Source organism: Rhodoblastus acidophilus (assembly GCF_900187365.1).
In the GTDB taxonomy this organism is placed as follows: Bacteria; Pseudomonadota; Alphaproteobacteria; order Rhizobiales; family Beijerinckiaceae; genus Rhodoblastus; species Rhodoblastus acidophilus.
The window spans coordinates 340,583-365,153 of the sequence record NZ_FYDG01000002.1 but is presented as its reverse complement, the minus strand read 5'-3'; the positions used below and the strand labels follow the sequence as shown (position 1 = coordinate 365,153).

General features: G+C 65.2%; 20 protein-coding genes. 10 read left to right on the top strand and 10 right to left on the bottom strand.

Annotated elements, in window-relative coordinates; translation table 11 throughout:
• The first annotated feature begins 70 nt into the window (after positions 1 to 70).
• A complete protein-coding gene (locus CFB24_RS06975) occupies positions 71 to 2,140 on the top strand; it encodes an ABC transporter ATP-binding protein/permease (protein WP_088519853.1) in 2,070 nt (689 codons plus the stop codon).
• An 18-nt stretch (positions 2,141 to 2,158) separates the two neighbouring features.
• Here CFB24_RS06975 and CFB24_RS06970 read toward each other — a convergent pair whose 3' ends face one another.
• The 3 genes from CFB24_RS06970 to CFB24_RS06960 form a co-directional block, all read right to left on the bottom strand.
• A complete protein-coding gene (locus CFB24_RS06970; RefSeq protein ID WP_088519852.1) occupies positions 2,159 to 2,725 on the bottom strand; it encodes an NnrU family protein in 567 nt (188 codons plus the stop codon).
• A gap of 81 nt (positions 2,726 to 2,806) precedes the next feature.
• Positions 2,807 to 3,769, bottom strand: coding sequence for a hypothetical protein (locus CFB24_RS06965; protein ID WP_141098380.1), 963 nt, complete (start codon positions 3,767 to 3,769; stop codon positions 2,807 to 2,809).
• Positions 3,770 to 3,828: 59 nt separating this feature from the next.
• Positions 3,829 to 4,605 (bottom strand): OmpW/AlkL family protein, encoded by a 777-nt coding sequence (locus CFB24_RS06960; protein ID WP_088519850.1) that lies wholly within the window; start codon positions 4,603 to 4,605, stop codon positions 3,829 to 3,831.
• A gap of 426 nt (positions 4,606 to 5,031) precedes the next feature.
• On the opposite strand from CFB24_RS06960, the gene dnaK reads away from it, so the two are divergent.
• The 7 genes from dnaK to CFB24_RS06925 all read left to right on the top strand — a co-directional run bounded on the left by dnaK (position 5,032) and on the right by CFB24_RS06925 (position 12,035).
• Positions 5,032 to 6,930: a molecular chaperone DnaK gene (gene dnaK, locus CFB24_RS06955; protein WP_088519849.1), complete on the top strand. Its 1,899-nt coding sequence runs from the start codon at positions 5,032 to 5,034 to the stop codon at positions 6,928 to 6,930.
• A 208-nt stretch (positions 6,931 to 7,138) separates the two neighbouring features.
• Complete coding sequence (gene dnaJ / locus CFB24_RS06950) at positions 7,139 to 8,272, top strand: molecular chaperone DnaJ (protein ID WP_088519848.1); 1,134 nt, start codon at positions 7,139 to 7,141, stop codon at positions 8,270 to 8,272.
• A 168-nt stretch (positions 8,273 to 8,440) separates the two neighbouring features.
• Positions 8,441 to 9,211 carry a class I SAM-dependent methyltransferase gene (locus tag CFB24_RS06945; protein WP_244593074.1) on the top strand — a complete coding sequence of 257 codons (771 nt, stop codon included), beginning with the start codon at positions 8,441 to 8,443 and terminating at the stop codon, positions 9,209 to 9,211.
• Between the two features lie 98 nt (positions 9,212 to 9,309).
• Positions 9,310 to 10,002 carry an orotidine-5'-phosphate decarboxylase gene (pyrF, locus tag CFB24_RS06940; protein ID WP_088519847.1) on the top strand — a complete coding sequence of 231 codons (693 nt, stop codon included), beginning with the start codon at positions 9,310 to 9,312 and terminating at the stop codon, positions 10,000 to 10,002.
• Positions 10,003 to 10,132: 130 nt separating this feature from the next.
• Complete coding sequence (locus tag CFB24_RS06935; RefSeq protein ID WP_088519846.1) at positions 10,133 to 10,420, top strand: DUF1330 domain-containing protein; 288 nt, start codon at positions 10,133 to 10,135, stop codon at positions 10,418 to 10,420.
• Between the two features lie 163 nt (positions 10,421 to 10,583).
• Complete coding sequence (dapB, locus tag CFB24_RS06930; protein WP_088520114.1) at positions 10,584 to 11,381, top strand: 4-hydroxy-tetrahydrodipicolinate reductase; 798 nt, start codon at positions 10,584 to 10,586, stop codon at positions 11,379 to 11,381.
• 15 nt (positions 11,382 to 11,396) lie between these two features.
• Positions 11,397 to 12,035: a 2,3-bisphosphoglycerate-dependent phosphoglycerate mutase gene (locus CFB24_RS06925; RefSeq protein ID WP_088519845.1), complete on the top strand. Its 639-nt coding sequence runs from the start codon at positions 11,397 to 11,399 to the stop codon at positions 12,033 to 12,035.
• 86 nt (positions 12,036 to 12,121) lie between these two features.
• On the opposite strand, the gene CFB24_RS06920 is transcribed toward CFB24_RS06925, so the two are convergent.
• The 6 genes from CFB24_RS06920 to gshB form a co-directional block, all read right to left on the bottom strand.
• On the bottom strand, positions 12,122 to 12,658 hold the full coding sequence (locus tag CFB24_RS06920; RefSeq protein ID WP_141098379.1) for a hypothetical protein: 537 nt from the start codon (positions 12,656 to 12,658) through the stop codon (positions 12,122 to 12,124).
• A 25-nt stretch (positions 12,659 to 12,683) separates the two neighbouring features.
• Complete coding sequence (locus CFB24_RS06915; protein WP_088519843.1) at positions 12,684 to 13,295, bottom strand: alpha-ketoglutarate-dependent dioxygenase AlkB; 612 nt, start codon at positions 13,293 to 13,295, stop codon at positions 12,684 to 12,686.
• Between the two features lie 125 nt (positions 13,296 to 13,420).
• Entirely contained in the window at positions 13,421 to 14,014 is a 594-nt protein-coding gene (gene grpE / locus CFB24_RS06910; RefSeq protein ID WP_206605431.1) for a nucleotide exchange factor GrpE, read from the bottom strand.
• A gap of 247 nt (positions 14,015 to 14,261) precedes the next feature.
• Entirely contained in the window at positions 14,262 to 14,705 is a 444-nt protein-coding gene (locus CFB24_RS06905; protein ID WP_088519842.1) for a CopD family protein, read from the bottom strand.
• Positions 14,706 to 14,751: 46 nt separating this feature from the next.
• Complete coding sequence (locus CFB24_RS06900; RefSeq protein WP_244593075.1) at positions 14,752 to 17,559, bottom strand: [protein-PII] uridylyltransferase; 2,808 nt, start codon at positions 17,557 to 17,559, stop codon at positions 14,752 to 14,754.
• On the bottom strand, positions 17,556 to 18,509 hold the full coding sequence (gene gshB / locus CFB24_RS06895) for a glutathione synthase (RefSeq protein WP_088520111.1): 954 nt from the start codon (positions 18,507 to 18,509) through the stop codon (positions 17,556 to 17,558). The genes CFB24_RS06900 and gshB overlap by 4 nt, the downstream gene beginning before the upstream one ends.
• 339 nt (positions 18,510 to 18,848) lie before the next feature.
• Between gshB and speC the strand changes: the two genes are divergently transcribed.
• Positions 18,849 to 21,188, top strand: coding sequence for an ornithine decarboxylase (gene speC / locus CFB24_RS06890; protein WP_088519841.1), 2,340 nt, complete (start codon positions 18,849 to 18,851; stop codon positions 21,186 to 21,188).
• A gap of 39 nt (positions 21,189 to 21,227) precedes the next feature.
• Here the strand turns inward: speC and acs are convergent, their stop codons facing one another.
• The gene (gene acs, locus CFB24_RS06885; protein ID WP_088519840.1) at positions 21,228 to 23,168 is read right to left on the bottom strand and encodes an acetate--CoA ligase; all 1,941 of its coding nucleotides are present in this window, start codon (positions 23,166 to 23,168) and stop codon (positions 21,228 to 21,230) included.
• A 367-nt stretch (positions 23,169 to 23,535) separates the two neighbouring features.
• On the opposite strand from acs, the gene CFB24_RS06880 reads away from it, so the two are divergent.
• Positions 23,536 to 24,477: a LysR family transcriptional regulator gene (locus tag CFB24_RS06880; protein WP_088519839.1), complete on the top strand. Its 942-nt coding sequence runs from the start codon at positions 23,536 to 23,538 to the stop codon at positions 24,475 to 24,477.
• Positions 24,478 to 24,571 lie beyond the last annotated feature (94 nt).

The following is a 24,571-nucleotide window of genomic DNA, read 5'->3' as shown; positions in this document are numbered from 1 at the left end:
AAGTCGCAATTCCGCCCCGGGCCTGCGCTAATCGGCGCCTCCCGCAAATTTCGATCGTTCAGGGTCACGCATGAAAATTCTGGGACTCGCCGTCGCCGCCTTCGCCCTCGCCGCCGCAAGCCTGGGACTCGCGCAAGGCGACACGATGCTGCAACTGCTCGGAGGCTTCAGCCTGGCCGCCGCTCTGTGCTGCTGGCGCAGCGGCCCGGTCTCGGCCTTTCTGAAAATCTTCATCGCGCTGTTTTCGGTCGAGATCGTCGTGTTCGGCCTGGGCGATTTCGCCGCGCGCTTCGACTATTGGCCGGCGGCGCTGGCGGATGCGAAATTCCCGGCGACGCTGCCGCTCAGCGTCGCGGTCTTCGCCGTTCTGACCTTCGCGGTGTCGCATCTGCCGGTGGTGCGCAAACTGACCCGCATCGCCGACCGGTTTTTCAACGCCGCCGGGACCACTGTGGCGCATTACGGCCCGATCCGTTTCGCCGCCACGGAGCGCGGACTGGCGACCGGCATGGCGGTCTTCCTGGTGCTGATCAATCAGGCGCAGGTGGCGATCACGGTGCGGCTGAGCTTTTTCAGCCGCGATTGGTTCAACGCCATTCAGGAGAAGAACGAGCCGGAGTTCTGGCATCAACTGCTGTGGGTTTTCACCCCCTGGGCCTTCATCATCGTCTCCAGCTATGTGATCGAATTTGTCGTCACGTCTTATCTGGTGATTCGCTGGCGCCGCTGGCTGACGCAATTCTACATTTCGCATTGGCTGGCCGGACACGCGCATTACCGGATGTCGCTCGCGGACGGCGGCGCCGACAACCCCGACCAGCGCATTTCCGAAGACGTGGCGCGTTTCATCGACGGCGGCGACGGCGGCTCTTACGGGTACGGCGTCTATAATTATTCGATCATGCTGATTTCGACGCTGTCGTCGCTGGTGTCTTTCGCGTTGCTGCTGTGGGGGCTGTCGTCCAATTTCACCCTGCCGGGGACCGAGATCGCCATTCCCGGCTTCCTGTTCTGGGTGGCGCTGATCTATGCCGGCGCCGGCACGGCCATCACCCATCTGATCGGCCGGCCGCTGGCGCGCATCCTGTTCACGCGGCAGAAGGTGGAGGCGGATTTCCGTTTTTCGCTGGCGCGCTTGCGCGAATATAGCGAGCAGGTGGCGCTGCTGAAGGGCGAGAAGGCGGAAGCCGCCAATCTCAAGGGTAAATTCGGCGCGCTGATCGGCAATTATCTGGAAATGGTCGATCAGCGCAAAAAACTGACCGCCTTCACCCAGTTCTATGGCCAGCTCAGCCCGATCATTCCCTATGTGTTCGCCGCGCCGTTTTATTTCGCCGGCAAGATCACGCTGGGGGTGATGACGCAGACCGCCTCCGCCTTCGGGCGGGTCGACAGCGCGCTGACCTTCTTCATCACCTATTACACCTCGCTCGCCGGTTTTGGCGCGGTGCTCAATCGTCTCTCCACTTTCGACGCCGCCATCGAGGCCGCGCAGACCCCCGGCGGGTTCAAGGTGGAACATGCCGAGGCGCCCGGCCTGCGCGGGGCGAATATCGCTTTGCCCGATGGCCGGGTTCTGCTGAACAATGTCGATCTGCCGTTGCAGCGCGGCCGCAACCTGCTGGTCACCGGCCCGTCCGGCTCGGGCAAATCCACTCTGTTCAGGGCGCTGTCAGGGCTCTGGCCGTTCGGCGCGGGCGCGGTCGATCTGCCTGCTGACAAGGTGCTGCTGCTGCCGCAAAAGCCATACATTCCCATCGGCCCGCTGCGCGACGCGGCGGCCTATCCGGCCGAGCCGGACACATATGGGGACGCCGCGATCAAGGCGGCGCTGGTCGACGCGCGCTTGCCGCATCTGGCCGAAAAGCTTCATGAGAGCGACAATTGGAGCCAGCGCCTTTCGGGCGGCGAGCAGCAGAGGCTGGCCATCGCCCGCGCCCTGCTGGCCAAGCCCGAATGGCTGCTGCTCGACGAGGCCACCGCCGCGCTCGACGAGGAGACGGAGGCCGCGATCTACAAAATGCTGGCGGAGCGTCTGCCCGAGACCACGCTGGTCTCGATCGGCCATCGCGCCACGCTCAACGCCTGGCACCAGGCCAAGGCGCAGGCGCGGGGCGACGGCCTGCTGGCCGTGTCCTGAGCCCTCCGCGCGGAGGGCTCACAGCAGCGGCGCGCCCGCCAAACCGTGCAGCCAGAACAGGGTCACGGCCCAGGCGACGCCGCCGCCTGCCAAAGCCTTGACGTCGCCGGTCCAACCTTTGGCCGGCGCCTTCAGCGCGACGCCGCGCGCCATCACCGAAACCCTGTCGTAGATCGAGTACAGCAGGAACGAGCCGAACAGCAGCAGCGCCAGCAGGTCGCCGTTGGCGATGAGATGCGCCAGCGCCCAAACCGTGATCGACGCGACCATCGGATGTTTCACGGCGTCGCGGATTTTCGAGGGAATGTTGGCGGCGGCGAGCAGGACGAAGGACACGAACATCAGCGCGAAGGCGAGGTGGCGCGTCCACAGCGGCGGCGTCCACAGCTTGATGTCCTCCGGCGTTCCCCGAAACGCCGACGCCCCAAAGATGATCAGCAGCAGTCCGGCGAAGGAGGGCAGGGTGACCAGGCCCTTGTAGCCGTTGAGCCCGAACCGCTTGACCAACCCTTCGCGCAGGGTGGGGAAGGTCGGGATGAGGTGACCGCCGATAAACAGAATAAGACCAAGAATGAGCAAGGCCATGGCGACTTCCGGTTAAGTTATGATCGCGGCATTCTAGCCGAAACGCGCGGGCGGCGAGACACAATTTTGCGCCGCCGCCGCTCAGTATAGGCCGGGCTGCGGCGGGGGCGTGTCCATCGGGCTGGCGGCGGCGGGGCGCGGAGCGACGCGTTTTTTCGCCACGGCCTCGGTTTTCGCTTCCGCCTTGCCTTTGCTGTCCTTGGGCTCGGGCGTCTCGGCGAGACGCATGTTGAGCGACAGGTCGCGGGCTTCGGTCAGGCGCAGGGCGCAAAAGCCATGCGCCTCCTCGCGCTCGTAGTCGCGGCAGGTTCGGGCGCGGGCGGCGGCGAAATCCGCCTGCTCCTTCACCAGCGTGGTGGCGAGTTCGGGATCTTTCTTGGCGCGCCCCAGCAGCGCGCGGAAGCGCGCCTGCACGGACTTCTCCAATCCCGCGCGCTCCCGTTCGAACGTCTTGATCTGGCTTTCGCTGAACGAGGCGCCGGGCGGTCCCCACACGCCCGCGACATCGGCGCGGCAATCGGCCTGAAGGAAAACGCAGGCGCCGAACGGCGTGCTGACGCGCACCGCGCCGCCGAGCAGGTCGAGCAGGATCGGACAGGCGGAGGACTGCAGTTCGAACCGGCTCGCGCCATCGGGCGATCCCAGCGGTTTCAGCGCGATCGGCGCGTCCTCTCCCATCACGACTTCGCAGGCCTGATTGGGACGCGACACTTTGGCGCCGGCCAGCGCCAGCCGGACGGCGCGCAGATCCGCGCCGTTGCGTTCGATCTGCAGCGCGCCGCGGGTTCCGTTGAGGCTGAGGGTCTGGCCGAGCACGGCGCTTTCCGCCGGCGGTTTTGAGCGCGAGATCGTCATCGCGCCGGAGGACGACTTGCCGCGCGCGGCGGCTTGCGGTTTGGGCGGCGCCAGAACCTCGCCCTCGGCCGTCGGCGCCACTGCGCCGGGCAGGGCGAGCTGCGCCTGCGCCGGCCAGGGCGCGAAGGCGAGGGCGACAACCAGAACACAAGCGCGCATCTGAAGACTAGCGATCGATCGGACCTTCATGCGCCGCGCGCCTGGAAAAAGCCCCCCGGGGTTCGGAGGGCCCGATTTGCGAGGGAGGCTCAGTATTTGGCGAGCACGGGGCCGGCGTCCGGGCCGCCGAAGCGATAGACGATGCCGGTCGAGAGGATCCACGGTTCGAAATGCAGGTGCTGCACCACCTGGCTGCCCTTCAGCGGGCCGGACTTGACCGTGCCGTGGCCGTCGAGATAGGCGAACGCCTTCTTCACGTCGAGGCTGACGCCCCAGTGCTCGTTGACCATGTAGTCCAAGCCGAAGGTGATCACCGTGTTGAGCGCGCCGCTCAGTTTCACGTTGGTGAGGTAGGCGTCCTTGTTCGAGAACGAGAAGCCGGGGCCGGCGCCAATGCCGACATACGGCTGCACCGGGCCGAAATTGTCGAAGTGCCAGGCCACGGTGATCGGGATGATCGCCGGCAGGGCTTCGGTGAGCGACGTGCCGTTCGGCGCATATCTCGCGATCGCCGGGTTCGGGCTGGTTCCCTTGACCTTGTCCTTGGCGGGCAGCGGGATGCCGCCGGAGACGTTGATGGAGATGTTCTTGGTGATGAACCAGCCGGCTTCGAAACCGAGGGTCGCGACGTCTTCCACCGTGGCGCCCACGCCGGCGTCCAGGCCGTTGGCGTACATTTTGGAATGCGACTGGTTGATCGCATAGGCGAAGCCGAGCTTCATGAAATAGGGCTGATAGGCTTCCGCGACGGGCGGGAGCGAAAGCGGCGCCTTGACGCTCGGCAGGTCGGCGGCTTGCGCGGCGGCGGTCGCGGCGCACACAAGAGCGGTTGTCGCCAACGCCTTGGCCAGCAGTTTCGAAATCATTGAGCCTCTCCCTTTTTGGTTATCAGTTCACCTGTGAACTTTTTTTTCAAGCTGCAGGTTGGGGGCGAAAATGTCAACGCATCCTAGCATTGTTCGAGCGCGGCGCGCGACCCCGCCTTCTCCGCGCCATCTTTGTTAATCAATTGTTTTTATTTGATGTTGTATGCTGTTTTCCCCAGGGAGCGGCCGGTTGCGCGCGTAATTTGCCACACACGTGGCGAAATTGTCACAATCTGGCGGCTGGCGGGGGAATGCGGGCCTTTCGCCTTGCAGGCAAAAAACCGCGCCCCTATATCAGCCACGCTCTTGCATAAGCGCTTCGCGCTCCCAATCTCACTCATCGTCGGGGACCGGGCGACTACATGGAATCGCCCAGGCCGGACCGCTCCGGGGTCCGGCGGTTCTGCGAGGAAAGGACGAAACACAATGGCTAAAGTTATCGGCATCGATCTCGGCACCACCAATTCCTGCGTCGCGGTGATGGAAGGCTCTGCGCCGAAGGTGATCGAAAACGCCGAAGGCGCGCGCACCACGCCGTCGATCATCGCCTTCACCGACGACGGCGAGCGCCTCGTCGGCCAGCCGGCCAAGCGTCAGGCCGTCACCAATCCGGAAAAGACCTTCTTCGCGATCAAGCGCCTGATCGGCCGCACCTTCGCCGATCCGATGACGCAGAAGGACATGGGCCTCGTGCCCTACAAGATCGCCAAGGGCGGCAATGGCGACGCCTGGGTCGAGGCGAGCGGCAAGGCCTATTCGCCGTCGCAGATTTCCGCCTTCACTCTGCAGAAGATGAAGGAAACGGCGGAAGCCTATCTCGGCCAGGGCGTCACCCAGGCGGTGATCACCGTTCCCGCCTATTTCAACGACGCCCAGCGCCAGGCCACCAAGGACGCCGGCAAGATCGCCGGCCTTGAAGTGCTGCGCATCATCAACGAGCCGACCGCCGCCGCGCTGGCCTATGGTCTGGACAAGAAGGGCTCCGGCACGATCGCGGTCTACGATCTCGGCGGCGGCACTTTCGACGTGTCGATCCTGGAAATCGGCGACGGCGTGTTCGAGGTGAAGTCCACCAACGGCGACACCTTCCTCGGCGGTGAAGATTTCGACATGCGCCTCGTCGAATATCTGGCCGACGAGTTCAAGAAGGACAACGGCATCGACTTGAAGAAGGACAAGCTGGCCCTGCAGCGCCTGAAGGAAGCTGCGGAAAAGGCCAAGATCGAACTGTCCTCGGCGACCCAGACCGACATCAACCTGCCGTACATCACCGCCGACGCTTCCGGCCCGAAGCATCTGACCTTGAAACTGACCCGCGCCAAATATGAGGCGCTGGTGGACGACCTGATCCAGCGCACCATCGAGCCCTGCAAGAAGGCGCTCAAGGACGCCGGCCTGTCGGCGGGCGAGATCAACGAAGTGGTTCTGGTCGGCGGCATGACCCGCATGCCGAAGGTGCAGGAAGTCGTCAAACAGTTCTTCGGCAAGGAGCCCCACAAGGGCGTCAACCCTGACGAAGTCGTGGCCATCGGCGCGGCGGTGCAGGCCGGCGTGCTGCAGGGCGACGTCAAGGACGTGCTGCTGCTCGACGTGACCCCGCTGTCCCTCGGCATTGAGACGCTCGGCGGCGTGTTCACCCGCCTGATCGACCGCAACACCACGATCCCGACCAAGAAGAGCCAGGTGTTCTCCACCGCCGAGGACAACCAGACGGCGGTGACGATCCGGGTGTTCCAGGGCGAGCGCGAAATGGCCGCCGACAACAAGGCGCTTGGCCAGTTCGACCTCGTCGGCATCCCGCCGGCCCCGCGCGGCATGCCGCAGGTGGAAGTCACCTTCGACATCGACGCCAACGGCATCGTGTCGGTGACGGCGAAGGACAAGGCGACCGGCAAGGAACAGCAGATCCGCATCCAGGCCTCGGGCGGTCTGTCCGACGCCGATATCGACAAGATGGTGAAGGACGCCGAAGCCCACGCGGCGGAAGACAAGGCGCGCCGCGCTTTGGTCGACGCCAAGAATCAGGGCGAGGCGCTGACCCACTCCGCCGAGAAGTCGCTGGCCGAATTCGGCGACAAGGCGTCCGAAGCCGACAAGAGCGTGATCACCGCGGCCATCGCCGCGCTGAAGACCGCGCTGGAAGGCGAGGACGTCGAGGCGATCACCGCCAAGACCAACGAGCTGGCGCAGGCGCAGATGAAGCTGGGCGAGGCCATGTACAAGGCCGAGCAGGCGGCGGGCGCGGAAGGCGGCGCCGCCAAGCCGGAAGAGGACGTGATCGACGCCGACTTCAAGGAAGTCAAGGACGACAAGAAGGGTCACTGACCCCTCTCTGTTCGCTGGGACCGGCGCGCGGCGCGCGCCGGTCCTGGCATTGTTTCATCGGCGCAGCTTGCTTTTCGCGCGCGCAAGCCTTAGCTCGCCGCAACGCAACAGCGTTTTCAAGCGAAGTGGATTTCCGTTCGCGGCAAGAAAACGCGTCATATGAACGTGAGGCGTCATCGCGCGCCGCGAAGATCTGGATCCCGCCGCTATGGCCAAGCGTTGTTATTATGAAGTCCTTGGAGTCGCCCGCACAGTTTCGGAAGGCGAGCTGAAAAGCGCGTTCCGCAAGCAGGCGATGCAATATCACCCGGACAAGAATCCGGGCGACCACACTGCGGAAGCCAAGTTCAAGGAAATCAACGAGGCCTACCAGATCCTCTCCGACCCGCAGAAGCGCGCGGCCTATGATCGCGGCGGCCACGCCGCCTTCGAGCAGGGCGGCGGCGGCTTCGGCGGCTTCGGCATGGGCGAGGGCTTCGCCTCCTCGATGGCCGATATTTTCGACGATTTGTTCGGCGACGTGATGGGCGGCCGTCGCGGCGGGCGCGGCGCGGGCCGCGAGCGCGGCGCCGATCTGCGCTACAATATGGAAGTCACTTTGGAGGAGGCGTTCCGCGGCAAGTCGGCGGCGCTGAAAATCCCGACCTCCATCGCCTGCGAGACCTGTTCGGGCAGCGGCGCCAAGGCCGGCTCCAAGCCGAAGACCTGCGCCACTTGCGGCGGCCACGGCCGCGTGCGCGCGCAGCAGGGCTTTTTCTCGATCGAGCGGACATGTCCGGGCTGTCAGGGCCGCGGCGAGGTGATCGACAATCCCTGTCCGGCCTGCGCCGGTTCCGGCCGCGTCACCAAGGAGCGGTCGCTGTCGGTCAACATTCCCGCCGGCATCGAGGACGGCACCCGCATCCGTCTGGCGGGCGAGGGCGAGGCCGGCATGCGCGGCGGCCCCTCGGGCGATCTGTATATTTTCCTCTCGATCAAGCCGCACCCCTATTTTCAGCGCGAAGGCGCGGACCTGTACTGCCGGGTGCCGATCTCGATGGTGCAGGCGGCGCTCGGCGGCGAGGTCAAGGTGCGCGGCGTCGATGGCGTCGAGATCAAGATCAAGATCGACGAGGGCACGCAGTCCGGCAAGCAGTTCAAGGTCAAGGGCCGGGGCATGCCGGTGCTGCGTTCGCGCGATTTCGGCGATCTGTACATCCAGGCCAATGTCGAGACGCCGCAGAACCTGACGCGGCGGCAGAAGGAATTGCTGCAGGAATTCGACAGCGAGTCGACCAACAAGACCCACCCGGAATCTTCGGGCTTTTTCGCCAAGATGAAGGATTTCTTCGATCTGGCCTGAGGGTTTCTTGCTGCGATTCGAGCGGAGGCGCGACGCTGAGTCGCGCCTTCAACCATTGTAAGCCCGCAAAAGAGCTTGCATATCTGTCGTAGATGACGCTTTCTTGACGTGGCCTGCTTCGCCACTATTTATTGACAGGCTTCTGGTCCATTTTGATAGGCACTATCCGTGAGCGCGCAAAAAAATCCGGTGTCGAGGGAGTCGCGACCCAAATTTGCTCTGGATGTCGATCTGGCCGACGAGGCGCGCTTCATCCGGTCGTGGATTGAAAATCCGAAGATCGCTGGGGCCATCGCGCCGTCCGGTCGCTTTCTGGCGCGGGCGCTGGCGCAATGCGTCAACCCGGCCGCGCGCGGCCCAATCATCGAGCTCGGCCCGGGCACCGGCCCGGTGACGCAGGCGCTGCTGGCGCGCGGCGTGCCGCGCTCGAAGCTGGTGCTGGTCGAATATGAGAAACGATTCTGCTCGCTGCTGAGCAAGAGATTCCCGGGCGTCAAGATCGTGCGGGGCGACGCCTATAATCTCGCCGATACGTTGAAGGGGATTTTGACCGAGGCGCCGTCGGCGATCGTGTCGAGCCTGCCTTTGCTGACGGCGCCGGAGGATGACCGGCTGACGCTGTTGCAGCAGGCGTTCGACCTGATGGGCGAGGGCGGGCGCTTCGTGCAATTCACCTATGGCGTGAAGTCGCCGGTGCCCACGCATGTCGGCGAAAACCTGCATGTGCGCATCCAGGCGCTGGCGCCGATCTGGCTCAATATTCCCCCGGCGCGCATCTATATCTATCGGCGGGCGCAGGGTCCGACCCAGTTCCGCGAGCCGCCGGACGTGCTGGACGTGATCTGGCGCCGGTCGCGGCAGGCGGCGCGCGAGATCCGCGACGAGTTCAAGTTCATCGAGGCGCGCGCGCGGCGGGCGGCGAACGGGCGGGGCCGCTAGCAGTCCCTGCGCCGGCAGATCGTCGGGCGAGCGTCCAAATATTTTGCGCTTGCGCGCGCCGGCGCTATAAGGCCGGGAAAACCATTGCGGGACGCCCCATGCCTTCCAACCGTCTGATTGTCGCGCTCGATCTGCCCGATGTGGCGCAAGCTCGCGACATGGCCGCCACGCTTGGCGACGCCGTCTCCTTCTACAAGATCGGCATGGAGCTGGCCTATGGCGGCGGGCTGGCTCTGGTCGAGGAATTTTCCCGCGCCGGCAAGCAGGTTTTCGTCGATTTGAAACTGCACGACATCGGCGCCACCGTCGAGAAGGCCACGGCGCAGATCGCCCGGCTCGGCGCGCGCTTCCTGACCGTTCACGCCTTTCCGCAGACTTTGGCGGCGGCGCGGCGCGGCGTGGGCGATTCCCCGCTCCAGGTGCTCGGCGTCACCGTGATGACCTCCTATGACGATTCCGATCTCGCCGCCTGCGGCTATCGGCTGAATGTGCGCGATCTCGTCGCCCTCCGCGCCAAACAGGCGCAGGAGGCGGGCATCGCCGGGCTGATCCTGTCGCCGGAGGAACTGGTCGCCACCCGCGAGGCTGTGGGACGCGCGCTGCTGCTGGTCACGCCGGGCGTGCGGCCTGCGGGCGCCGCGCTCGGCGATCAGAAGCGCGTGGCTACGCCGGCGCAAGCGTTCGCGCGCGGCGCCGATTACATCGTGGTGGGGCGTCCGATCCTCGCCGCGCCCGAGCCGCGCGCCGCCGCGCTGGCCATTCAAGCGGAAATCGCAACAGCGACGTCCTGAAAAAGGTAACGCCGGGCGTACCTCCGGCCCGGCGTCGCGTCCGCTTACGGTGGGGGCATCGCCGGCGGACGGATGATGATTAACGGCCCATTGTGAAAGCGCCGTGACGATGAGGGGACGAGATCAAGACATGGCCAAAGCCTATATCATCGCCAGCGTGGACGTGAACGATTCGGAGGCTTACGCCCGCTATGCGGCGCTGGCGCCCGAGGCGATGAAGAAATATGGCGCGCGCGTGCTGGCGCGCGGCGGCCGGTCCGAAGCGCTGGAGGGGACCGCGCGCGGGCGCAACGTCATTCTGGAATTCGACGATTACGAGACGGCTCAGGCCTATTACCACTCGGTCGAATATCAGAACGCGCGCGCGCATCGCATCGGCGCCGCCGATTTTCATATGACCTTGGTCGAAGGCGTCTGAGCTTTCGGAGCCGGGGCAAAGAGCCCAAGCAGGATTTCCGAAAAGTGGCCGCCGGTTTTCGGATAAAAATCCTGCAAAAATAGAGGAGCCTAAGCAGACATTCGTTGGAAAGCCAACGAATGTCTGCTTAGAACAGCAGGCAGGAGTTTGACGCATGGAGAAGATGCGGCTTGTCGTGGTCGGCGCCGCCGGCCGGATGGGGCAAATGCTGGTGAAGGCGATCGCCGCTTCCGATGGCGCGACGCTGGCTGGGGCGCTGGAGCGGCCGGGATCGCCGGCGCTCGGCCGCGACGCCGGCGAGGTCGCGGGGCTTGGCGCGCTCGGGGTCAAGATCGCCGACGACCCGCTCAAGGCGCTGCTCGACGCCGACGGCGTGATCGACTTTTCGGTCCCGGCCGTGACGGTGGAGATCGCGGCGCTGGCGGCGCAGGCGCGCATCGTTCATGTGATCGGCACCACCGGGCTTTCGCCAAGCGATCTCGACAAGCTGGAGGCGGCCGCCCGCCACGCCACGCTGATCCGCTCCGGCAACATGAGCCTGGGCGTGAATCTGCTGGCGGGGCTGGTCAAGAAGGTCGCGGCGACGCTCGGCGCCGATTGGGACATCGAGATTCTCGAAATGCACCACCGCATGAAGGTGGACGCCCCCTCCGGCACGGCCTTGCTGCTGGGCGAGGCGGCGGCGGCGGGACGCGAGGTCGCGCTGTCGGATGTGAGCGTGCGGCAAAGAGACGGCCATACCGGGGCCCGCAAGCCCGGCGACATCGGGTTCGCCACGCTGCGCGGCGGGTCGGTGGTCGGCGACCACAGCGTGATTTTCGCCGGCGCGGGCGAGCGCATCGAACTGGTCCATCGCGCCGAGGACCGCAGCATCTTCGCCAATGGCGCCGTGCGCGCGGCGCTTTGGGGACGCGGCCAAAAGCCGGGAATTTATGCGATGGCCGACGTGCTCGGCCTGTAAGTCAAGGAGTTCGCCATGTCCGAGCGTTTGTTGGTTCTGGTTCGTCACGGCCAGAGCGACTGGAATCTGAAAAACCTGTTCACCGGCTGGAAAGACCCCGGCCTGACCGATCTCGGCGTGTCCGAGGCCAAGGCGGCGGGCCAGCGGCTCAAGGCCCTGGGCCTGACCTTCGACACGGCCTTCACCTCCGCGCTCACCCGCGCGCAGAACACGCTGGGCCTGATCCTCGACGAACTGGGACAGGGAACCCTGCATGTCGAGCGCAATCAGGCGCTCAACGAGCGCGATTACGGCGACCTCTCCGGCCTCAACAAGGACGACGCCCGCAAGAAATGGGGCGAAGAGCAGGTCCATCTGTGGCGCCGCTCCTATGACGTGCCCCCGCCCGGCGGCGAGAGCCTGAAGGACACGGTCGCGCGCGTGCTGCCTTACTACAACCAGCACATCCTGCCGGCGGTGCTGCGCGGCGAGCGGGTGATCGTCGCCGCGCACGGCAATTCGCTGCGCGCCCTGGTGATGGTGCTGGATGGCCTGACCCCCGAGACCATTCCGAGCATGGAGCTGGCGACCGGCGTGCCGCTGGTCTATCGCCTCAAGGCGGATTCGACGGTCGAGTCGAAGCAGGTTTTGGAAGCGGCCAAGGCCGACGCCTGACCGCTCAGAGCGTTTTCACAAGAAAACGCGTTGAAACAAAAAGCTGGAGCCCGAAGGGGCTCCAGGGTCGCGCGCTCGGCGATTTTTCACGCGCGCGCCGGCTCCTCCGGTTCGAGCGCGTCGAGCAGATCGGTCGAAATCACGCCAAGCGGGGCGGCGCGGGTCGATTCGAGGCCGGGGTGATACACCCAATAGGTCCGGCGGTTGTCCGCGTCGCGCTCCAGCCACAGCACGATCTCGCCCGCGGTGGTGGCGATCACCGCCTTGAGCGGCGCCTGCGCCGGGGCGTGCGGCGCGTGCGGGTAATGCAGGGTCGAGAGCGCCGCGATCAGCGCGGCCGGGTCGATGCGCTCGCCCTCGACCACGGCGGAATGCGGCGCGCGGGCGAGGACGCGCATGATTTCGCGCCGCGCCGCCCAGGCGATCGCCTCGGGATCGCCGCCCTCATAAGGGCCTAATCCGATCGGACGCAGCGAATCGAGCTTGGCGGCGTCGCGGGCGGCGGCGGCGGCGCGCTCAGCCTGGCGGCGGATGAGATAATTGCGCAGGGCGATGCCCCAGAATACCGCCACGGCCGCAATCATCACCCATTGAAACAACGAATAAGCATCAGAGAAAGACATGTCGCCGCCGTCTGTTGGGCGCGCTCTATCGCGCGCGTCTCAGGGTCAGATTAATCCGGCCGGGCGGCTCCAGCAAAGTTGAAGTTCCCGGCAGGATGCGGTCGACGCCATGGAACATTTTCCGCGCGGGACCGCCGAAAATCAGCACGTCGCCGGAGTCCAGCGTCAGGGCCTGCGTCGATCCGCCGCGGGTGTCGCCGCCAAAGCGGAATCGGCAGGAATCGCCGAGCGACGCCGAGACGATGGGGGCGGAAAAATCCTGCTCGTCCACATCCTGATGCGCGCCCATCTTGGCGTTGACGTCGTAATAATTGATCAGGCAGGCGTCGGGATCTTCAGGATAATCGGCGAGATCGCTCCATAGCCGCAGCAGGGCGTCGGGGATCGCAGGCCAGGGCTGTCCGGTGACGGGATGGTCGGGCTGGTAGCGGTAGCCGGCGCGGTCCGACACCCAGCCGAGCGGGCCGCAATTGCTCATGCGCACCGAAAAAGCTTTGCCCGTGCGCGGCATGGTCGGTTGGAACAGCGGCGCGGCGCGGAGAATTTCGCGGATTTCATCGCGCAAGGATTCCTGCGCGGCCCGGTCGAGCGCGGCTTTGTAGAGACGCAGGCCGGGGCGAATCTCGACAGCGGTCAATTCAGCCTCGATCTTCTCCCTCTCCCTGCGCAAATCGAGCGGCCCCGATTTGCGTGCTCGAAGATGACGAAGTCGGCGTCAGCCGACTTCGTTGCGGGGCGAGGGGACCACTTGTGGCGCTTCGCTCAGGCCTTGGGGCCGCCGCGGGCGACGCCGACCTTGGCCGGGCGCAGCACGCGCTCGCCAATGGCGAACCCGTCTTCCACCACCTGGGCCACCGTGCCGGTGGGCACGCTCTCATCGGGGATTTCGAACAGGGCCTCGTGGAAATTCGGATCGAATTTCTGGCCTTTGGGTTCGAGCTTGCGCACGCCGTGGCGCTGCAACCGCGACAGGAAATCGCGCTCGGTGAGTTCGATGCCCTCGATGAACGTCTTCAGCGCCGGGTCGCTCTCGCGCGCGTCCGCCGGCACGTTGTCGAGCGAGCGGCGCAGGTTGTCGGCGAAGGTGAGCATGTCGCGGGCGAAGGAGGTCACGCCATAGATTTTCGCGTCGGCCACCTCCTTTTCCGTGCGCCGGCGCAGGTTTTCCATCTCGGCGAGGGTGCGCAGCGCCTTGTCCTTCAGGCTGGCGTTTTCGGCGATGAGGGCCTGAACGGCGGCGGCGTCGCGCTCGGCGTCCGATTGCGGCGCGCCATTCGGCTGGGCGCCCGTTTCGGCGGCGGTCTCGACGCTCTTGGGCGATTCCGCCTCGGTTTTCGCGGTTTGTTCGTCGCTCATGGGGTCTCTCATTGTGGGGGTCGTGGCCTGCATTTAAGCCGCTTGGACTAAAAATCAAGCCAAGTCCAAGGGGCGTTGCGCCATTGCGCGTTTAGCGAAGCCGTGCGGCAAACCCGCTTCCGTCTCCATGTGAGTCGCGCCTCCGGCGAAGATGTTCATTCGTCGCTGGAGGCGCCTGGATGGCTTCGCTTCGCGCGCCATGACGGCGTTCGGGCATTGGCTTGACGCCAAAATCCCATTTTCGCGGTCAGAACGGCCGCACGATGACGAAAATCACGATGGCGATGGTCGCCAGCGCCGGCGCCTCATTGGCGAAGCGCAGGGTTTTTTCGGCGACCGGGCGCTGGCCCCGGCTCATCTTCTTGCCCAGGCTGACCATCCACATATGGTAGATCGACAGCAGCGCCACCACGCCGATCTTGGCGTGCATCCAGATATTGCCGGAAAAGCCGATGTTAAAGGCCAGCGACAGGCCGAAAACCCAGGACACGATCAGGGCCGGCGTCAGGATGATATTGCGCAGCCGGTTGCAGCGCGAGGTCCATTGCGTCTCTTCCAGCGAGCCCGGCTTGGTCGCGTGCATGTAGATGAGGTAGCGGGGCAGGGCGAACAACCCGGCGATCCAGAAGAACACGAATATCACGTGGACCGCCTTCACCCACAAATAACCGTCGCCCAACCAACCGATCATCGTCCACTCCAAATTTCAATTCCTGCGGTTTCCGAGCGGAAACCGATTACGCCGATTTCGGGACGCGCGGCTTCGGCGCGAACACCTCGATGAGATGGCGCCGCAACGCCGCCTGCCGGGCGGGGTTGGTCACCTTCGCCCCGGTCAGATCCGTGACATAGAATGTATCCACCGCCTTTTCGCCGAAGGTGACGATATGGGCGGAGGCGATGTTCAGATTCAGCCGCGACAGGGTGAATGTCAAATCGTGCAGCAGGCCGGGCCGGTCGAGGCCGGACACCTCCACCACCGAATATTTGTGGGAGAGGCTGTTGTCGATCACCACATCGGGCGGAACAATAAACGTTTCGGCGCGGTTCGGCGCGGTCTTGGTCTTGTCCGCCAGCAACGCCGTGACGCGGATTTCGCCGCGCAGCGCCTGCTCGATGGATTTGGCCACCCGCGCGGCGCGGCGCAATTCGTCGGAATCCTGGTCGAAGGCGCGGCTGATGCTGATCGTGTCCAGCGCCAGCCCGTCGGCGGTGGTGAAGACCTGGGCGTCCACGATATTGGCGCCGCCGAGCGCGCAGGCGCCGGCGATGATCGACAACAGGCGCGGATGGTCCGGCGCGACGACGGTCAGTTCGGTGACGTCGCGAAAGGCGTCGGTGGAATATTCCGTCGCCAGCGAATTCAGCTCGACGGCGGAAGCGTAGAGCAATTGCGCGTGCTGGATCCTGTGCGGCAGATCGACCTTGAGCCAATAGGCCGGATAGTGCCGCGCCACGTAATCGGCGAATTCCGGGTCGGACCAGGCCGGCAGTTTTTCGCGCAGCTCCCGCTGCGACCGCTCCACCCGGCTTTTCCGGTCGACGGAGGAATGGCCACCCGCCAAAACCAGCTCGGTTTCCCAATAAAGCGTGCGCAAAAGCTCGCCCTTCCAGCCGTTCCAGACGCCGGGGCCGACGGCGCGGATGTCGGCCACCGTGAGCACGGCGAGCATCTTCAGCCGCTCGATGGTCTGGACCTTGCCGGCGAAGCCCTGGATGGTGCGGGGATCGGCGAGGTCGCGGCTCTGCGCGATATTGGACATGGTGAGATGCTGCTCGACCAGCCAGGCGGCGGTTTCCGTTTCGGCGTCGCTGAGGCCGAGGCGCGGCCCGATCTTGCGCGCCAGCGCCGCGCCGGCGATGGAATGATCCTCCGGCCGGCCCTTGGCGATGTCATGCAGCAGCACGGCGAGATAGAGCGCGCGCCGATGGGTGATGGTCGGCATCAGCTCGCTGGTGAGCGGCAGCTCCTGCTTGTAATGGCCCAGCTCCAGCGAGGCCAGTTCGCGGACGGCGCGCAGCAGATGCTCGTCCACCGTATAATGGTGGTACATGTTGAACTGCATCAGCGCGACGATGCGGCCGAATTCGGTGATGAAGCGGCCGAGCACGCCGGCCTCGTTCATCAGCCGCAGCGCCCGTTCGTTGGAATTGGCGTTGGTGAGGATTTCCAGGAACAGCCGGTTGGCTTCGGCGTTGGCGCGGAGCTTGGCGTCGATGCGCGGCAGGCTTTGCGTCACCAGCCGCAGCGCGTCCGGGTGGATCGGCAGCTCGTTATGGGCGGCGACCCAGAACAGCCGGATCAGATTGACGGGATCGCGGGCGAACACGTCGTTCGACGGCACGGTGACGCGGTCGGTCTCGATGGCGAACGGGCCGAGGTCGCGCGGTTTCGAGCGGCGGCGCAGCGAGCCGAAAATGCGGTCGAACACGGCGCGGGGCTTGGCCTGGCGCTCCTCCAGCGCGGCGCAGACGATGTTGGTGAGGTCGCCGACATGCTTGGCGGTGACGAAATAACGCTTCATGAAGCGTTCGACCATCGACAGGCCGGCGCCGGGCTTGAAGCCAAGCTTTTCGGCGAGCACGCGCTGAATGTCGAAACTCAGCCGCTCCTCGGCGCGCCCGGTGTGGAAGTGCATGTGGCAGCGCACTGACCACAGGAAATTCTCGCAGCGGCGGAACAGGCGCAGCTCCTGCTCGCTGAACAGGCCGGCGGCGCACAGCGCCTCGGCGTCGTGGACGCGATAGGCGTATTTGGCGATCCAGAACAAGGTGTTGAGATCGCGCAGGCCGCCTTTGCCCTCCTTGACGTTGGGTTCGACCAGATAGCGGGAGGATCCGGCGCGGCGCACGCGCTCGTCGCGTTCGGCCAGTTTGGCGGCGACGAATTCCGGCGCGGTGACGCGCACGATTTCCTGGTCGAACCGCGCCAGCAGCGTGTCGAGCAGGCCCTCGTCGCCGAGAATGCAGCGGGTTTCGATCAGGGTGGTGCGGATGGTCATGTCCGCCCGCGCCTGCTTCAGACATTCCTCGACGGTGCGGGTGGCGTGGCCGACCTTCTGCTTGAGATCCCACAGGAAATACAGCATGGCCTCGACCACGGCCTCGGCGCGGCCGCGATTCTTGCCATTGAGCAGGAACAGCAGATCGATGTCGGAGCCGGGCGCCAGCGCGCCGCGGCCATAGCCGCCCACCGCCACCACGCACAGGCGGGTGGAGGCGGCGTCCGGCAAGATATGTTTCAGCACGCAGGCGTGGATGGCGCGCAGGATTTCGTCTTCGACAAAGGCCAGATGCGCGCCGCAGGCGAGGCCGCCGCCGCCCGATTCAAGCTCCGCCCGGGCGATCTCCGCGCCTTGGGCGAGGGCGTCGGCGAACACCTGCACCGCCGCCTTGCGGAACGCCGGCGTTTCGCCGCCGTGACATTCGGCGAGCTGGTCGAGATCGGCCTCGAGCTGGGCGCGGTCGATCAGCGTCTTCATCGGCAATTCGAGGCGGGGGCCGTTCCATTTGGCGTGCGACGGCGGCGCGGCGAGCGCGGTCATTGCGCGTTGACCCTCGCCTCGATCGCATCCCAGATGGCGACGGCGAGGTCGGGGCCGCCGGTGCGCTTGATCGCTCGGACGCCCGTGGGCGAGGTGACGTTGATTTCCGTCAGCCAGCCGTCGATCACGTCGATGCCGACGAAGATCAGGCCGCGCCGCTTCAGTTCCGAGCCGATGGTCGCGCAAATCTCCCGCTCGCGCTCGGTGAGGTCGGCGGCCTCGGCCGCGCCGCCGCGCACCATGTTGGAGCGGATGTCGTTCTCGGCCGGCACGCGATTGACCGCGCCGGCGGGCTGGCCGTCGACCAGGATGATGCGCTTGTCGCCCTTCTTCACCGCCGGCAGGAATTTCTGCACCACCCATTGCTCGCGGAACGAGGTGGCGAACAGGTCATACAGCGAGCCGTAATTGGCGTCCTGGTTTTGCAGGCGGAACACGGCGGCGCCGCCATGGCCGTGCAGCGGCTTCATCACGACTTCGCCATGCTGGGCGCGGAAGGCGTCGATGGCGGCGCGGTCGCGGGTGATGAGCGTCGGCGGCATCAGCTGCGGGAAATCCATCACGAACAGTTTTTCGGGCGCGTTGCGCACGCTGACGGGATCGTTGACCACCAGGGTCTTGCCGCCGATCTTCTCGAGCAGATGCGTCGAGGTGATGTAGGACAAATCGAACGGCGGATCCTGGCGCAGCAGCACCACGTCCATGTCGCGCAGGAAGATTTCGCGCGGCGTTCCCGCGGTGAAATGGTCGCCGGCGATGTCGCGCACCGACAGGGTCTGCGCCGTGGCGACCACGTCCTGGCCGCGCAGCGACAGTTTGTCCGGCGTGTAATAGAGAATTTCAAAGCCCCTGGCGCGGGCCTCCAGCAGCAGGGCGAAGGTGGAGTCGCCGGCGATGTTGATTCGCTCGATCGGGTCCATTTGCACGGCGATACGGGTGATCTTGCTCATTCTGCTTCTCTTTTGGGAAATCCGGTTGTCGCTGATGTCCACGCACTCCATGGGAACATGGCGACGGCCGCGGCCTTTTTCGAGCCGCGTCTGACGGCGCCGGATCGCGCAAGGCCCGACCCCGTTCCGGATGGCGAACCCTATCCCAAATTGATTCGCGATCAAGCTTTTGTGGCGGGTCGCGCCGGCGACGGCGCGGTGCGGGGTCAGGCGCCGCCGCGGCGGCGGCGCGCTTTTCGCCAGACCGGGATAGATTCGCGGCGCATTTGCTTTATACGGCTTCATCATACGGTCACGCGGCGTGGCCAGAACAGCTCGCCCAAACCTCCGGGGATCGCCATGGATTATTTCCGCCGGTTCAACTTCCTGCTTTGCGCGCCCTCGTTCGACCCGGACGAGCTGGAAGGCACGCGGCTCGCCCATATCGTGCTGGCGGTGGAGAAATCCGGCTTCGAGGTCACCCGCGCGCGGCGTGTGGAAGATGCGGAGCTTGCGATCAAGACCGACGCCGCCATCGGCTGCATGATCGTCGATTGGGGCAAAAAGGGCATGAACTCCAAGACGGCGGGCCTCATTTCCTATGTGCGCAAGCGCGGCCTGGAAATGCCGATCATCCTGCTGGTGCGGCGCAAGCGTTTCGAGGACCTGCCCATCGACGTGCTCGACAATGTCGACGGCTATGTGTTCCTCGCCGAGGAAACACCGGAATTCATCGCCAAAAACCTGGTGTCGCGGCTCAAGCAATATGCCGAGACCATGAAGACCCCGTTCTTCGGCGAGCTGGTGGATTACGCAGAAGAAGGCAACATGCTCTGGACCTGCCCCGGCCATAACGGCGGCGTGTTCTACAGCCGCAGCCCGATCGGCCGGATTTTCGTCGAGCATTTGGGCGAAGCGATTTTCCGCGACGACCTCGACAATTCGGTCTTGGAACTCGGCGATCTCCTCACCCACGAAGGCCCGGCCTTGCGCGCGCAAAAAGAGGCGGCCAAGATTTTCGGCGCCGAGCGCACCTATTTCGTGCTGAACGGCACCTCGGCCTCCAACAAGGTCGTGCTGTCGGCGCTGGTGGCGCCCGGCGATCTCGTGCTGTTCGACCGCAACAATCACAAGGCGGCGCATCATGGCGCGCTGATGCTCGGCGGCGGCGTGCCGATCTATCTCGAAACCGACCGCAACGCCTTCGGCCTGATCGGCCCGATCGACTATGAGGCGCTGGACGAAAAGACCATCCGCGAGAAAATCCGCGACAATTCGCTGGTGACCGACCCGGAGGCGTGGAAGCGCGAGCGCCCGTTCCGCGTGGCCGTGATCGAGCAATGCTCCTATGACGGCACGATCTATAACGCCGAGGTCATCCTCAACAAGATCGGCCATCTCTGCGACTACATCCTGTTCGACGAGGCCTGGGCCGGCTTCATGAAGTTCCACCCGATTTTTGGCGGCCATTTCGCCATGGGCCTGCAAAATCTCGGGCCGAACGCGCCGGGCATCATCGCGACGCAATCGACCCACAAGCAGCTCGCCAGCTTTTCGCAGGCGTCGCAGATTCATTTCAAGGATCGCCACATCAAGGGGCAGAGCCGGCGCATCGAGCACAAGCGTTTCAACGAGACGTTCCTGATTCACGCTTCGACCTCGCCGTTCTATCCGCTGTTCGCCTCGCTCGACGTCGGCGCGCAGATGATGAAGGGCAAGTCCGGCGTGGTGCTGTGGGACGACACGATTCGGCTCGGCATCGAAATCCGCAAGAAAATCCGGGCGCTCGGCCGGGAATTCCATGAAAAGGCCAAGGACAAGGCCAACGCCTGGTTCTTCGATCCGTTCGTGCCCGACGAAGTCGAGACCGAAGACGGCTGGATGCCCTGGGAGGATGTGTCGACCGACGACCTCGCCGAAAATTCCGCCTACTGGACGTTTGCGCCCGGCGCCAAATGGCATGGATTCCAGCATATCGACGAGAATTATGCGCTGACCGATCCGTGCAAGCTCACGCTGATCACGCCCGGCTTCAACCGCAAGACCGGCGAATATCTCGACCATGGCGTGCCCGCGCCGGTGGTCGCGCAATATTTGCGCGAAAACCGCATCGTTCCCGAAAAGAACGACCTGAATTCGCTGCTGTTCCTGCTCACGCCGGGCGTCGAGTCGAGCAAGGCCGGCGCGCTGATTTCGGCTCTGGTGGCGTTCAAGACCTATCATGACGAGAACGCGCCGCTCGAAGACGTCATCCCCGAATTCGTGGCGCGCCGCCCGCAGAAATACGCCAAAATGCGGCTGCGCGACCTGTGCGCCCAGATGCACGCGTTCTACAAGGCGGCGAACACGTCGGATTTGCAGCGCCGCCAGTTCCGGCCCGAGCATCTGCCGACCAAGGTGATGCGCCCGCAGGAAGCCGTGCAGAAGCTGACCCGCAATCAGGTGCGCTACCTGCCGCTCGATGAAATGTACGGCAAGATCGCCACCACTCTGTTCGTGGTCTATCCGCCGGGCATCGCCACCATCGCGCCCGGCGAGATTCTCGACGACCGCGCCAAGCCGATGCTGGAATATTTGAAGACGTTCGAGCGCGGCGCCAACCTGTTCCCCGGTTTCGAGGCGGAAATCCAGGGCCTGCACCGCGAAGTGGATGAGAACGGCGTGATCCGCTTCCACGCCTATGTCGCCGACCCCGAATAGCCGCGCGTTTGCGGGGGGCTGACCGCCCCCCGCTTCAGGTCACGCCTGATTCATGCGGTTGGCGATCAGGTCCGAAATCACGTTTGAATCCGCCAGGGTCGAGGTGTCGCCCAGCGAATCCTGTTCGTTGGCGGCGATCTTGCGCAGGATGCGGCGCATGATCTTGCCCGAGCGCGTTTTCGGCAGGTCCGTCGCCCATTGGATCTCGTCGGGCGAGGCGATCGGGCCGATCTCCTGGCGCACCCATTTCACCAGTTCGCGGCGCAGCTCGTCCGAGGGCGTCTGGTCCGCGTTGAGGGTGACATAGACATAAATGCCCTGGCCCTTGAGGTCATGGGGATAGCCGACCACGGCGGCTTCCGCGACTTTGGGATGCGCCTCCAGCGCGGCCTCGATCTCCGCCGTGCCCAGCCGATGGCCGGAGACATTGATCACGTCGTCGACGCGGCCGGTGATCCAGTAATAGCCGTCGGCGTCACGCTGGGCGCCGTCGCCGGTGAAATATTTGCCGGGGAAGGCGGAAAAATAGGTCTGCACGAAGCGGGCGTGATCGCCGTAAATGGTGCGCGCCATGCCCGGCCACGGCTGGGCGATGCACAGCGCGCCCTCGCAGGCGCCTTGCTGCTCCTGGCCCTGATGATCGACGATCGCCGGGCGCACGCCGAAATACGGCTTGGTCGCCGAACCCGGCTTGACCCCGAAGGCGCCGATCAACGGAGCGATCATGAAGCCGCCGGTCTCCGTCTGGAACCAGGTGTCGGCGATGGCGCAGCGGCCTTCGCCGACCACGTCGTGAAACCACAGCCACGCCTCCGGGTTGATCGGCTCGCCGACGCTGCCGAGCACGCGCAGGCTGGCGCGGCAGGTCTTTTTCACCCAGGAATCGCCCTCGCGCATCACCGCGCGGATGGCGGTGGGCGCGGTGTAGAAAATGTTGACCTTGTGCTTGTCGATCACCGACCAGAACCGCGAGCAATCCGGGTAATACGGCACGCCCTCGAAGATCAGCGTGGTCGCGCCATTGGCCAGTGGCCCATAGACGATATAGCTGTGGCCGGTGATCCAGCCGACATCGGCGGTGCACCAGTAGATTTCGCCGTCCTTGTAGTCGAACACGTCGCGGTGGGTCACTGCGGTGTGCAGCAGATAGCCCGCGGTGGTGTGGACCATGCCCTTGGGCTTGCCGGTCGAGCCGGAGGTGTAGAGGATGAACAGCGGGTCTTCCGCGCCCATCGGCTCGGGTTCGCACAGCGGCGAGACCTTGGCCATTTCCTCGTCATACCAGAGGTCGCGCCCCTCGACCCAATCGACCTTGCCGCCGGTGCGCCGCACCACCAGCACGTTTTTCAGGCTGGGGCAGGCGGCGGCGGCGCGGTCGGCGCTGGCCTTGAGCGGCACGCGGCGGCCGCCGCGCAGCCCCTCGTCCGCCGTGATCAGGAAGCTGGCTTGGCAATCCAGAATCCTGTCCTTGAGACTGTCGGAGGAGAAGCCGCCGAACACCACCGAATGCACCGCGCCGATCCGGGCGCAGGCCAGCATGGCGTAAGCGGCCTCCAGAATCATCGGCAGGTAGATCGTGACCCGGTCGCCCTTCCTGACGCCGTGCGCTTTCAGCACATTGGCGAGGCGGCATACCTGCTCGTGCGCTTGCTTGTAGGTGACCGACTGGCTCTCGCCGGGATCGTCGCCCTCAAAAATCAGCGCGACCTGATCGCCGCGCGTCGCCAGATGCCGGTCGAGGCAATTGGCGCTGGCGTTGAGCACGCCGTCGGCGAACCAGCGCACCTGCGCGTCGCCCGCGAACCCGCCTTCGATCACCGAAGTGAACGGCTTGATCCAGTCGAGCCGTCCGGCCTGCTCGCGCCAGAAGCCCGCGGGGTCGGCTAGCGAGCGTTGATAAAGCCGGGAATAGTCGGCCGCCTTGATCCAGGCGGCGGCGGCGGCTTCGGGGCGGACCGGAAACAGGTCGGGTGCGGTCATGGGCGGTTCTTCCTTGTTTTTTATAGGGGTTGGGCGTGACGCAACGTTCGCCGAGCGCCTGGGTCGGAAGGCGTCTCACGGTGCGGGCCGCCGGACGGGCGGGGGGACTGAGGCAATTCATCGCAGGGCCGTCGCGTGGGGCCCATAATCACGCAAATTGCTGATTTTTAAGTTTTTTTGTCGGTCATGGCCGGGGTCCTGCGCTGGGCGGCATAGGGATTGTTCGTTCTTTGCAACCCCGCCGCCTCTCGTTAAGGTCAATCTCAACCGCGAGGAACCAGGGCCGGTCGGCGTGCGCCGCAGGACCGATTTACCCTAAGTTTACCGAGGCTCTTATTCACTTCGGCTGGGACCGTTTTCAGAAAAAATGAGCGAGCTGCGCAAAGCCACCTTGCGGCAAATCCGTTACCTTGCGGCGGTGCTGCGCACCGGCAGCGTGACGGCGGCGGCCGCCGAGCAGCATGTGACCCCCCCGGCCATCACCGGACAGATCAAGGCGCTGGAGGAACTGGCCGGGGTGGCGCTGGTCGAGCGCAGCGGCGACCGCTTCCGCGCCACGCAGGCCGGGCAGGAGGTGGCGACGGCGCTGGCCCAGATCGAGGGCGCGCTGACCAATTGCGACCACGCGCTCGACCGGATGCGATATGCCGACCAGGGCTGCGTCTCGCTCGGCATCGTCAGCCCCGTGCAATATTTCGCGCCGAAAGCGCTGGCCGACTTCCAGCGTCTCCAGCCCGGGGTCAAGCTGCGCATCCAGATCGGCAACCGCGAGACGATTCTGGCGGCGCTGCTGCGCTGCGACCTCGATCTGGCGATCACCGGCTCGATGCCGCCGGAATGTCCTGTCATCGCCGAGGAGATCGGCGACCATCCCATGGTGATGATCGCCTGCCCCGGCCACGAACTGGCGGCGCGCTCGGGCCTGAGCTTCGCCGATCTGGCGGGCGAGACCTTTTTGGTGCGCGAGCCGCGCTCGGGCACGCGGGGATGGTTCGAGCGCCTGACCAGCCGGGTGCCGGCGCTGGCGCAGCGGCGCGAGATCATGCTGCCGTATAACGAGACCATCAAGCAATCGGTGATGGCCGGTCTCGGCGTCGCCTTCATTTCAGCCCACGCCATCGTCGCGGAGCTGGCGGCGCGCCGTCTCGCGGTGCTGGACGTGCTGGGCACGCCGGTGATGCGCAAATGGTATGTGGCGCATCACGCGCGCAAGCGTCTGCAGCCGGCGACCGCCGCGCTGCGGCGATTCTGGCTCGCCCACGGCTGCGAATATCTGCCGTCGTTTTCCGCGGCTTCGACGTTCATGTGAGGCCGGCGCCAATTTCGCCGGTTTTGCGGCGAAGAGTCGGAGCCTGCCCGGTTTTCATGTGAGACGCCGGGCGGCGATCCACACAGGAGACCAG